The organism is Sporomusa sp. (assembly GCF_035561255.1).
Taxonomy (GTDB): domain Bacteria; phylum Bacillota; class Negativicutes; order Sporomusales; family Sporomusaceae; genus Sporomusa.
The window spans coordinates 1-10,683 of record NZ_DATMXX010000299.1 but is presented as its reverse complement, the minus strand read 5'-3'; the positions used below and the strand labels follow the sequence as shown (position 1 = coordinate 10,683).

Here is a 10,683-nt window from a genome sequence, read left to right as displayed (position 1 = left end):
GCCATCCAGGCCGGAGCCGGCGATTTTATCGTCAAACCCTTTCAGGAAGACCGGGTGCTGGCTGCCATCCAAAAACAGCTTTCATATTGACATAACTCTACTTGACATTCTCAGTTAACATGGTATAATGCTTGTTGTGGCTAATGATCTTCCAAAATGAGTTATTGACATAGCAGCGAATCTCCTATATACTGATATATGCAGTTTCTAAAGCGGCCCCGTGGTGTAGTGGTCTAACATGCCGCCCTGTCACGGCGGAGATCGACGGTTCAAATCCGTTCAGGGTCGCCAAATTTCCTTTACAGGTAGTGGATGTTCTTCACTACGCTCAGAACTAAGCGACTCACGTATGTTCTCAGTTCGCCTAGCGGCTTGTGACAACATGGTTCGCTGCTTATGCCTCGGTAGCTCAGTCGGTAGAGCAGAGGACTGAAAATCCTCGTGTCGACAGTTCGATTCTGTCCTGAGGCACCATTTAAGCGGAAGTAGCTCAGCGGTAGAGCATCGCCTTGCCAAGGCGAGGGTCGCGAGTTCGAATCTCGTTTTCCGCTCCATTGAACGGCGACATAGCCAAGTGGTAAGGCAGAGGTCTGCAAAACCTCTATTCCCCAGTTCAAATCTGGGTGTCGCCTCCAACTATAGAATAAAGCCACACTTAAGTGGTTTTTATTTATATTACATGCCGGGGTGGCGGAACTGGCAGACGCAACGGACTTAAAATCCGTCGGAAAGAAATTTCCGTACCGGTTCGATTCCGGTCCTCGGCACCAGTAAAGAACCTCGCAGCTATTGCGAGGTTCTTTTTATTTTATCTAATCTGATGAGGATTAGAAATAAAGCATATAACCCAGGTGCAGCTTGCTGAAGGTTATTTGTTGAGCAATGTAGAAAGCATAAAATATCTGCCAAAAAGGGAACCGGGGGATAATTAAGTTGAGCAAGCACGAGGATATTTTACAGGAATTTTCGCGAGGGCGTATTAATGCAGAAGCAGTGAGTGTGGAAAGAGTGCATTTTTACAAGACGGACAAACGAATTAATCCTAAGCAGGAGGACCCTTTCTGGTTTTCTTTTGGGGATTTGCCTGTTTTGGTGTCAGCTCCTCATGCTGTTAGACACTATAGACATAAAAAGATTAAGATGTCAGATCAATTTACCGGGGCGATCACATACCTCTTAAACCGGTTGACTGGTTGTCATGCGATTGCAACAGCCAAACTATACGGCGGTGATCCTAACCATGACAATTCTTGTATCTATAAAGAAAGAATTGCCGAGTTTTGTGGACGAGAAAAGGTGAAATTCATATTAGACATCCACGGTGCAGCACGTGAACGGGAATTTGACGTTGACTTTGGTACAAATGGTGGAAAGACCCTTTTAGGTAAGGATAAAATTCTGGAAACGCTGGAACATAACTTTCAGGCCTTTGGATTAAGCAGAATTTCCCGTGGTTATTTTGCTGCAGAAGGTCCCAATACTATCGCTAATTATGTGGCTCGCGAATTAAAAATTCCTGCAGTACAGGTAGAGATTAACAAGCACTACAGAGTGCCAGAACAAAACCCCCAAGGGTTTCACCGTTTGCTTGGGGCTTTGGTCGAAAGTGTCAAAGCCTTAGCTCAGTAGGTGAGTTATCAGTATTGACGAATCATAATTATGGGTAATGGTCATATTCCTCCGGGAATGTTATCTTTACCCATTTTTATTGAATATTTACTTGTAAGTGTTGCAGGAGTTTTGTTGTGTAAAGTAAAACAGGTAATACAGAAGCAACTGGAGGTAAGTAAACATGATCATCGTTAGTGCCTGCCTGGCCGGGGTGCAGTGTAGATACAACGGACAGGGGTTTCCTATACCTGAAGTAACAGAACTGGTAAAAAAAGGCCAGGCTCTGCCGCTATGCCCGGAGATATTGGCAAATTTACCAACGCCACGATCAAGTGTAGAGCAATGTGGCGAAAGATTTTTAGCTCATGATGGTAAGGATCTAACAACTGAGCTTATAGCCGGAGCCAGGATTGCATTAACTATTGCCAAGTTAGTTGGCAGCAAAATCGCCATTCTGAAATCAAAATCACCTACCTGTGGCTGTGGGCTGATTTATGATGGCACATTTTCCGGAAATCTAATTGAGGGGGATGGGGTTTTTTGTGCTTTTTTAAAGGATGAGAAGATAAAAGTTTATACTGAGGATCAATTTCAATCGCTTACTCTTAGTGGCAAAAAAATCCTACCGCTTTAACAGTAGGATTGGTAAAATCATCTTTCTAAATAAAAATTGTTATGCCAGGGGTGCCAGCCTTTTTTGCCTATATATATTTCTTTTCGGGACATCTCCTTGCCATCTTTAAAAAGATCAAAGTCAACTGTTTCTCCGCCCTTTACTTTAAAGTCAATTCCGTCAAATCCCCGGCCTGTAAACCGGAACCTGATTGTTTTATTATCGCGATCTACTTTAATGAAATCACCATTCTCCAGCTCTTTCTCTCTAATGTTGTAAAAACGTCCATCGGTTTGAATCACACCAGTGAAGACATGTTGACCGCGCAGATTAGTTGATTTGAGATGGATTTCATCATTGTGATCATGCCAGACAGATAAACTGGCAGTGTTGAAAAATTGCCCTAAGGTTTGGGAAGGACGGCCTTCGGCACGGTCACTCCATGCAAATGCACTTCCGGATAACATAACAAGGGTAACGGTAATAGCCATTAGAATTGGCAGCTTTTTCATACAACATCTCCTTTATATGGATTTAAACCCATGTTACGGTAAAAGTGTGACAAAACTATGACAAATATGATCAGATACAGGTGATATTATGAGCTATAGAGGGGTGTTTTTTGTAAACTGTGAATTAATTATGCGCAGGCTTTTTTACTATGTGGTATAATAATATGTAATATAGAATATTAAAGGGGGTTCTACTTGTGAAACGATCTACTTTTATTCGAATCTTATCTGGCATTAAGCTGGTTTCAAATAACGTAAGTATTGTGGAGAACTTTCAGAATAAAGCACTTGTTATCATAAGAGTCCCCGAGATTACTGGAGAATCTACAAAACAGTTTAGATCTTTTCAAAAAGTGTTATCGTTGTCTTCTTACTATAGTATTAAGCCGGATGGTGACCAATTGACAGTAACTCTGACATTTGAATGGGATTGATTTTGTTCCAATAAGACAACCGCCAGCGTTAAACGCTGGCGGTTATTTTTTTGCAGAAACGCATATAATACAAAAGATAGAAAAGGAGACTGGATGGTGATTATTTTGAAGGTTACTAAGGTTGCCCCAGTATTTCCTATTCCCAAGGCCCGTTTACAAGAGAAACAGCCAGAAGCCGAACAACCAGCAAGAAAAAAGGCAGAATTATCTTTTAGAAGGGTGTTGGGAAAAGAACTGCAACGCCAAACTGGTATAGATATAAAACTTTAGAACCAGGCAATTTTCCCGCCGCTTACTTGATAGGATTTTGCAAATATAAGGTTTTAGCAAGGTAGGCAAATTCAATATTTCGTTGTTCAAATTCTTTTTTTAGTGCTAAATTGACAGTTTGCTGAATATCCATATATTTTTTGTAGTCATTACCAATAACATAGTAAACAACATCAAAATCAAGGCTATAATCGCCAAAGGCGGTAAAGTGGGCCCGGTCAAAGGCAGTGTCTTCAATATTTTCTATAATTTGTTTAACTATTTCCGGTATATCCTGCAACTGTTGACTAGATGTGTGATACATAACCCGCAGTTTGAATAGAATCCGCCGATTGGTCATCCGCTTAAAATTTTGGATACGTGAGTTGGTAAGATCAGAGTTAGACAGCACCAATTGCTCGCCACCCAGACTCCTGATACGGGTTGTTTTAATACCGATATGTTCAATGGTCCCGGCATGCTCACCGATAGTAATAAAGTCGCCAAGCTCAAAGGGGCGATCAAAAACAATAGCGACATAGCTGAAAAGGTCCCCTAATAATGCCTGCGCTGCAAGTGCTACCGCAATACCGCCAATCCCTAAACCAGCAACAACAGCGGAGATCTGAAAGCCCAGGTTATCCAGCAGGAATATGAAGCCGATTGCCCAAATAATCACTTTTAAGATGGGCATAATGGCTTTAAAGTTTCGTTCCTTATCAGTAGATTCCTTCATATTTAATACATGTTCCAGTGCATAATCGACTGCTGCAACTATAAATCGGATTACGGAAATTGTTAGAATGACAATCCCTAACATATCAATGGACTTGCTAAGGCTATTATTTAAAGTTAGGCTGCGAGACCCCAGATAGAAAGAGCCATAGTACAAAGCGGGTAGTAAAGTTCTCTCAAGATTACTAAGAAACGTTACATCAATCTTACCTGTGATAGTTCCTGCCCAGGTTTTTAGGCGGCTTAGAACGGCGCTTTCAAATAGTTTAACAACCATGAACGCAATTACAAACACCGATAATGAGATAAGATATTTTTCAACGCTGTTCTGAAAAAATACTTGATTCATAATATCCTGTAGCACCACTCAGCCTCCTTTACAGTAACTGTTTATAGCGCAATGAGATTGCTGTATAAACTGCCTAATATATTATTCGCTAATATACCTGGCAAAGTCCTGCTGCTGGGGCGAGTAGGATAATCAGCTACTAACCGATGAAGTCAGATTAAAGTATCAACTTTATTCTTAAGTGCTAAAATTTCCTTATGTAACTCAGCGAGTTCATTTTTGAGTTGCTTATCTGCTGCTTTTTTCTTTTTTTCCTCTTGTGCATCACACCTTTGACTTGTTATCTCAAGATAGAAAAAAAATAAGTTGATCAAAGCGCCAAATGATAAACCCCATAGAGTGAACTTATTGATGGTTTTAAAATCCATAGTTTGAGACCTCACATTTGGAAGTGCTGATATATCATATTCAAATTCAGGCAAGAGGTTCAATCTTTAAGTTTAGGGGGAAGTGTTATAGGTCTGTAGATATGGTGGTTTTGGCTGAGTATATCGCTGGAACCATACTGGCGAACATGGCAATCAGCAAAACGGCGGCTATTGTATAAATCTCCATAATCGAAACTGTACTAACAACTGCAATAGCGGTTTTATGCTGCAATATGGATGCGATTAGGGAAAAAATACTGTGTCCAAGCAAAACGCCGCTCAATACGCCGGACCAGACCAGCAGCAGTCCTTCAAGAAATACGATGCCGGCAAGATCCTGCCAACTGCCACCGATAGCCCGTAAGATGGCGCGGTCACGATTGCGGATAAGTGCCGACCAGTACAGGGCAAAAAAAACCAGCAGCAGGGTCATAGCAAATACCGTAAAACTGATGAATTTGAGTATTTGTTCGCTGTCACTTAACGTGGACAATAACCGAACTACTACCTGTGCGGGAAAGACGATCTGGACATGGGGATCTTTTTGAAGTTGCTGATATAAACGCATAGCCTCGGCATAACCCTTGGGTTTGACAAGAATAGCAGTTGTTTCTTGCTCAGCGTGGTTATGGTCAAGCTCATTTTTATCTTCCACATGCAGTAGTGACCCGGTATGGTCTGGGGCATCGTGCGATTCATGCTGATGAATGTTCCAGATGCTGGTAAGCGGTACTAGTATAGCCTGATCGTAAGGTCCAAGGAGCGGCTTCATAATTCCTACCACTGTGAACTTGTTGGTATGAGCCTCACCACCGGAAGTTACGCCATGTGAAGACGTAAAAGAGTCTCCTAAATTAAGACCGGTATCCTTGGCAACTTTTGCGCCGATAACTGCCTCGTATTCAGCACGAAATGGTTTTCCCCGGTCTAGCTGAATCCAAGGGGGGAGATCTGGTTTGCTGCGGTGCTCAAAGATCGCCTGTTCAGTGCCGACCATCCGGTAACCATGATAATTATCGCCGAATCCGAAAGGAATAGCTGATTCCACCAGTGAATTTGCTGACAGTTCTTTAACGAGGGAGTAGTCGATATTGCCAATCGGCACATCCTGGAGAAATACCGTATTAAGCACTAGCTGATTTGGGCTGCCCTTGGCACCGATAATCAGGTCAAAGGGTTCTGTAGCTTGGATAAGACCCTGCTGTACGCTTGAAGCCAGCAACATAATGATGAGAGTCATAGCCATAGCTGTTCCGACAACAGCTATGGACAATAGACTGTGCAATGGTTTTTGACAAAGGTTTCGCCAGGCAATTAACCAATGAATCATAAAATATCCCTCCCGGGGCGGCACATTTCATATATGCGGGGGAAGCTGGCCATGACCTCGTTGTCATGAGTGGCCAGCAGCAGGGTACTATGGTTCTCTACACACAGTGTTTGCAGCAACTCCAGTACAAGCCTGACATTGTCGCGGTCAAGACTGGCGGTCGGTTCATCTGCTAAAATGAGTGCTGGCTTGTTAATTAAAGCCCGGGCTACCGCTACACGTTGCTGTTCCCCGGTACTTAAGCGGCCGGGCTTATAATCGGACTTGTCCGCCAAGCCGACCTGTATCAACAGTTTCATGCTCGCCTGGCGCCGGTGGTTTTCTGATTTTTGTCCGCCCAAGGCTGCTGCGACCATTATATTTTCAATAACACTAAGGCTATTAAGTAAATTGAAGTTCTGAAAGATGTAGCCGAGGTTATACGCCCTCCAGGTATCCCGTTTTCCCTCAGACATTAAATCAATTCTTTCGCCATTCCAGAGTATTTCGCCGGTAGTGGGCGCGGTAAGCCCGGCAATGATATGTAAAAGGGTTGTTTTCCCGGAACCGCTGGGGCCGGCTATAATCAGCTGTTCTCCGCGGCAGACCAATAAATGTTCTACTTGAGTTGTGGTGAGCATTTCACCATTTGGATGGCGAAATTGTTTAATCAGCTTGCGCACTTCCAGCATAGTATTGCTCCTTTCGTCATGCTGTTTATTCGACCTTTTTAACGGTATCTGCTCTTATGCGCACCAGACTGACAAAGCCTGTTTCTTCGTCAAGCTGGCTGCCCAGCTCTAAGATTCCCGTCACTGTTACTGGTTGATCGAAAGGCAAAGCGGTCTGAGAATCTGGTAATTTCACTACAGCTATATTGTTAGGCCAGTCGGCGTCTGAAGAGCAAAAAGGGCAGATAGACATAGGTACCTGAGTTAGAACAAAAAAAGTTAATGTTGGTTTTAATGGGGGGGCCATAAAGCCGGTTATTGTAATACGACTGCCCTGCAAGCTTTGGAGTTTTTCGGAGAAAATGAGGCCTAAAGAGGAGGAACTGCTATAGAACTCATCAAAATTGAGTTGTTGTGGCGGGTCTGATAACCAGGCGCTCCAAAATGGTGCAGCAGTTGCTGTTGGAAAGAAAAGGGACGGTTCCTGATAAGGAACCGTCTGTTTTGCGGGTGGATAACACAGGGGTATTCCGGACACAATCATACCCAGCATGATACTTGTACATATTTTGATCAATTTAGTCATATACGCAACCTCCAGAATGCCGGTTATTTCGCGTTGCGGTTGCCATCAAGGCCCAAAGCTCTGACAATACCAAAGAAAACTTCAGTGTTGTCCATCACGCCATTAAAGTAATCAGCTCCAGGACCGTCGGCATTTAGGATGATATCATCAGCAGAATGTACTTCAGAGGGGTCAGCGGTTGGGATATTGCCAGGGTAGAATTCTCCGCTGGTTTGCGGATTGGCAATCGCTTTGCCGTTGGACATAATAGCCGGAACTGTGGGTTCAGCTTTAAATTTATAATCTTCTTTGTAGTCAGGGTGATTGGCATATTGCACAGCCAGAGTCACATCCGGGCTGGGGCTGTCAGGGAAGCCGTCTTTGTTATTGTCTTCAAATGTCGGCCAACCGGCATCAGCGTAAATACGTACGGCTTCACGCCCGGTTTTGCCATCAAGCTCATGGTAAGTACCAGTAATACTGGCGCCATGGGCATGATCGGCAACTACGACAATCAGGGTATCCTGATTTTTCCTGGCGAATTCTTTAGCAATTTCTACTGATTTGTCCAGTTCAATGGTGTCATAAGTAGCCCGTTGCCAGTCAAGTACATGTAGTTGTTTATCGATTGAAGCTCCTTCCACCATGAGGAAGAACCCATTGGGGTTTTTGCTTAAGGTGTCAATGGCTTTTTGTGTCATGCTCATTAGTGTGGGTTGGTCGTTAAAACCACCAAGTACTTTGGGGTTATTGAGCATTTCCCGGTCCAGGTAGACATTCATATTATCAAGCTGGTAGAGGCCCAGTAGTTTATCGGTATTTAACGGAGTAGCCAGCAATTCACTCTTAGTGCCTGAAAAACTATAGCCAAGCTTTTTAAATTCATCAATGATATTCTTATTATCTGTCCGTTTAGAACCGGGTGTACTCATGGGCAGAAAGTGGCGTGAACCGCCGCCTAAAATAACATCAGGGCGGTGGCGGGGGTCAAGCATTGTTTCGGCAATGAAATTTTGTTCAGCGCGTTTACGGGTGTGGGCTACCATGGCGGCTGGGGTGGCATCGGTAATATTAGCTGTAGATACGATACCAGTAGCCATACCGCGGCTGCGCTTAGCCAGTTCCACAATATTCTCTACGTTAGGATCATCAAAGGGATCTTTAGTACTGTTAGTATAGGTTCCCATAGCATTAACTACGGCTTTGTGACCAGTAGCGTAGGCTGAGGCGCTGTTAGCTGAATCGGTAACCAGGGAGTCATAGCCTGAAGTTGTAATAATAGCGGTGCTAGCCATTTTTTCCATTGCCAACAGGTCGTTATATTTACCTTCGGTGATGCCTTTGGAGAGAATGCGGGCCATTTCGCGAGCCTGCAGACTCATACCGTCACCAACAAACAAGATAACATTTTTGGCGCGTTTGGGGGCAGTATTATTCACTACCTCGTACTTGACAGTACGTGTGGTGAAACTATTTGCGGCAGTTGCTTTAACAGAGATTTCGACTTTGCCTGGTTTTTTGAAAGCAACTTGGTCGATCCGGTATGTAGCTAAAGGACCATCCATTTTGGCTGAGGCAGTTTTGCCAAAATATTTATCAGCAGCGACGCCGTTTACAGTAACCTGGATCTTCTCGGAATCAGCATCTTTGACTTCTATGAGGAAATCAAATGTTTGACCGGACGCAAATTTGGCCCGATCAATAGGTAATACTGTGATTGCTGACTGAGTGGGAGCAGCGACCCCAACGCCTACACTGCTGAATAAACAGGTGATGACAGTGCCTGCTGCAATCATCTTTGCAGTTTTGGCCTTAAAGCAACGGAATAAACGGTGATGCAAGATCAAAACCTCCTTAAATTTGGATAGATTATTAAATTCAATTGTAAAGGCATACTATGGCGTATGTGTTAAGATCAGGTAAATTTTTTGTAAATATTGGTATATCATCAATACTCACCACACTATACAACTATAATGTTACTATAGATTTTACCGTATCTATGAGGGTTGCTTCATTTTTTATAGTCCAGATTGCGTACAACTGTTCTAGGGTAGCTTGGGAAAAGACATAGTTTCTAAAAGCATAGAATTTTTTTGTTTGCAGGTCTGTGGCAGTCATGTGATATTCCTGTTGGGCTATTTCGCTAAGTTTGCCGATCATCCACTTAGCCGATGGTACCGATAATACCCAGTCATGATCACCTAAGTGAGTGATGAAACCTTCGGTGCGGCGTGGTAAGGGCAGGGTTTTGCCGTCCTCAGCCAGGAGTCCAAGTTCAATTGCATCCTGGTTTGCCAGAATGGATGCTGCTTTTAACCAGTTTACAACCTCCCGTTCGTCATCGGCAGTGCCGGGGTGGTTGTGGGCGCAGGCTTGGGCAATAATAACCTGTGCCGGGAACCGGCGGTGGATTAATTCAGCAAGACTGAGAACATGGTGGGAGCCTGCTCCGGCGAGGGGATATTCTGTTCTGGATTCACCATCTTTTTGCCACTGGAAAACCCACGGTTTATGGAGGTCATGAAGTGTCTGGGCGGCAATAACTATATCCCGGTTCATCGGCAACCCTGAAACCTCTTTATAGGCATTAAAAAAACCTAACGCTGCTTTTACATTTACAGCGACATGGGTGGCAAGCCCGCCGGGATATGAATGATGGCTGGCGTAACCACTGCCTGGAGCGGCATAAAAAGGGATTACCGCTTGACTGGTATCTTTATATGGAGGCAGAAATTCATCAATTGCCGCTGAAGGTTTAAGGTAACCGGCGGAAACTAAACGTATTTTTACTTGTTCTTTCTCGAACTGGGTTGGATAGAGCTCCATGAGACGTGGTGCAGGGTTATGTAAAATTTCAATTGTCGAGCGGCGGAGACTGGAGTCTTGAATTTCATTTGCGGTTTTTATCAGATACTCATAAGCTGACTTTACGTAGATGGATTTCTGGGCCATACTTACAGGGTCTATAGCTAGACAATCCTGCAGCGTAATTTGCGCCGCTTTAATTTCCAGTGCTTTAGCTGATACTGGAAATGGTAGAGTTGTGGCGGCTAATGCAGCCATAGCACCTGCCGACATTTTGATAAAATCACGTCGGTTGAAATCAGTGTTTATTTCGTCTATTAGATTACTCAATCCCAATCCCTCCCATTTTTATTGCTATCAGTGTACCTGATTATTTGTTGCTTGGTGTTAATTTAAAATTAAGATAATGTAAAATATGGAATTTAAGTTTGTACGGGTATCGAACAATTATTGTTAGAG

Annotated in this window: 11 protein-coding genes, 5 tRNA genes and 1 pseudogene; 9 read left to right on the top strand and 8 right to left on the bottom strand. The window is 43.5% G+C overall.

The genetic code is table 11. The annotated features are described in order from the left end of the window. The 8 genes and pseudogenes from VN379_RS16250 to VN379_RS16215 all read left to right on the top strand — a co-directional run. A pseudogene (locus tag VN379_RS16250) lies at positions 1–90 on the top strand (two-component system response regulator); the annotation flags it as partial. Between the two features lie 124 nt (positions 91–214). Next, positions 215–291 (top strand) — tRNA-Asp (locus VN379_RS16245). Positions 292–398: 107 nt separating this feature from the next. Continuing rightward, a tRNA-Phe gene (locus VN379_RS16240) sits at positions 399–474 on the top strand. Between the two features lie 5 nt (positions 475–479). Next, a tRNA-Gly gene (locus VN379_RS16235) sits at positions 480–554 on the top strand. Positions 555–560: 6 nt separating this feature from the next. After that, positions 561–635 (top strand) — tRNA-Cys (locus VN379_RS16230). 46 nt (positions 636–681) lie between these two features. Beyond that, positions 682–770 (top strand) — tRNA-Leu (locus VN379_RS16225). Positions 771–933: 163 nt separating this feature from the next. Beyond that, on the top strand, positions 934–1,629 hold the full coding sequence (locus VN379_RS16220; protein ID WP_325535720.1) for a hypothetical protein: 696 nt from the start codon (positions 934–936) through the stop codon (positions 1,627–1,629). Between the two features lie 163 nt (positions 1,630–1,792). Beyond that, positions 1,793–2,245 (top strand): DUF523 domain-containing protein, encoded by a 453-nt coding sequence (locus tag VN379_RS16215; protein ID WP_325535718.1) that lies wholly within the window; start codon positions 1,793–1,795, stop codon positions 2,243–2,245. Between the two features lie 17 nt (positions 2,246–2,262). On the opposite strand, the gene VN379_RS16210 is transcribed toward VN379_RS16215, so the two are convergent. Next, entirely contained in the window at positions 2,263–2,736 is a 474-nt protein-coding gene (locus VN379_RS16210; protein ID WP_325535716.1) for a hypothetical protein, read from the bottom strand. A gap of 527 nt (positions 2,737–3,263) precedes the next feature. Between VN379_RS16210 and VN379_RS16205 the strand changes: the two genes are divergently transcribed. Next, complete coding sequence (locus VN379_RS16205) at positions 3,264–3,440, top strand: hypothetical protein (protein WP_325535714.1); 177 nt, start codon at positions 3,264–3,266, stop codon at positions 3,438–3,440. A 22-nt stretch (positions 3,441–3,462) separates the two neighbouring features. Here the strand turns inward: VN379_RS16205 and VN379_RS16200 are convergent, their stop codons facing one another. The 7 genes from VN379_RS16200 to VN379_RS16170 form a co-directional block, all read right to left on the bottom strand. Continuing rightward, positions 3,463–4,518: a mechanosensitive ion channel family protein gene (locus VN379_RS16200; RefSeq protein ID WP_325535712.1), complete on the bottom strand. Its 1,056-nt coding sequence runs from the start codon at positions 4,516–4,518 to the stop codon at positions 3,463–3,465. A 137-nt stretch (positions 4,519–4,655) separates the two neighbouring features. Next, the gene (locus VN379_RS16195; protein ID WP_325535710.1) at positions 4,656–4,871 is read right to left on the bottom strand and encodes a hypothetical protein; all 216 of its coding nucleotides are present in this window, start codon (positions 4,869–4,871) and stop codon (positions 4,656–4,658) included. 85 nt (positions 4,872–4,956) lie between these two features. Next, the gene (locus VN379_RS16190) at positions 4,957–6,201 is read right to left on the bottom strand and encodes an ABC transporter permease (protein WP_325535708.1); all 1,245 of its coding nucleotides are present in this window, start codon (positions 6,199–6,201) and stop codon (positions 4,957–4,959) included. After that, positions 6,198–6,872, bottom strand: a complete 675-nt coding sequence (locus tag VN379_RS16185) for an ABC transporter ATP-binding protein (protein WP_325535706.1) — start codon at positions 6,870–6,872, stop codon at positions 6,198–6,200. The genes VN379_RS16190 and VN379_RS16185 overlap by 4 nt, the downstream gene beginning before the upstream one ends. Before the next feature lie 25 nt (positions 6,873–6,897). Next, positions 6,898–7,437 carry a hypothetical protein gene (locus tag VN379_RS16180; RefSeq protein WP_325535704.1) on the bottom strand — a complete coding sequence of 180 codons (540 nt, stop codon included), beginning with the start codon at positions 7,435–7,437 and terminating at the stop codon, positions 6,898–6,900. A gap of 23 nt (positions 7,438–7,460) precedes the next feature. Continuing rightward, positions 7,461–9,257: an alkaline phosphatase gene (locus VN379_RS16175; RefSeq protein ID WP_325535702.1), complete on the bottom strand. Its 1,797-nt coding sequence runs from the start codon at positions 9,255–9,257 to the stop codon at positions 7,461–7,463. Positions 9,258–9,387: 130 nt separating this feature from the next. Beyond that, the gene (locus VN379_RS16170; protein ID WP_325535700.1) at positions 9,388–10,554 is read right to left on the bottom strand and encodes a twin-arginine translocation signal domain-containing protein; all 1,167 of its coding nucleotides are present in this window, start codon (positions 10,552–10,554) and stop codon (positions 9,388–9,390) included. Positions 10,555–10,683: the final 129 nt, after the last annotated feature.

What these genes read in the sequence shown, in the direction of transcription:
- VN379_RS16215 (WP_325535718.1), top strand. Translation starts at nt 1,793, where the DNA reads ATGATCATCGTTAGTGCCTGCCTGGCCGGGGTGCAGTGTAGATACAAC.
- VN379_RS16210 (WP_325535716.1), bottom strand. Translation starts at nt 2,736, where the DNA reads ATGAAAAAGCTGCCAATTCTAATGGCTATTACCGTTACCCTTGTTATG.
- VN379_RS16205 (WP_325535714.1), top strand. Translation starts at nt 3,264, where the DNA reads ATGGTGATTATTTTGAAGGTTACTAAGGTTGCCCCAGTATTTCCTATT.
- VN379_RS16195 (WP_325535710.1), bottom strand. Translation starts at nt 4,871, where the DNA reads ATGGATTTTAAAACCATCAATAAGTTCACTCTATGGGGTTTATCATTT.
- VN379_RS16190 (WP_325535708.1), bottom strand. Translation starts at nt 6,201, where the DNA reads ATGATTCATTGGTTAATTGCCTGGCGAAACCTTTGTCAAAAACCATTG.
- VN379_RS16185 (WP_325535706.1), bottom strand. Translation starts at nt 6,872, where the DNA reads ATGCTGGAAGTGCGCAAGCTGATTAAACAATTTCGCCATCCAAATGGT.
- VN379_RS16180 (WP_325535704.1), bottom strand. Translation starts at nt 7,437, where the DNA reads ATGACTAAATTGATCAAAATATGTACAAGTATCATGCTGGGTATGATT.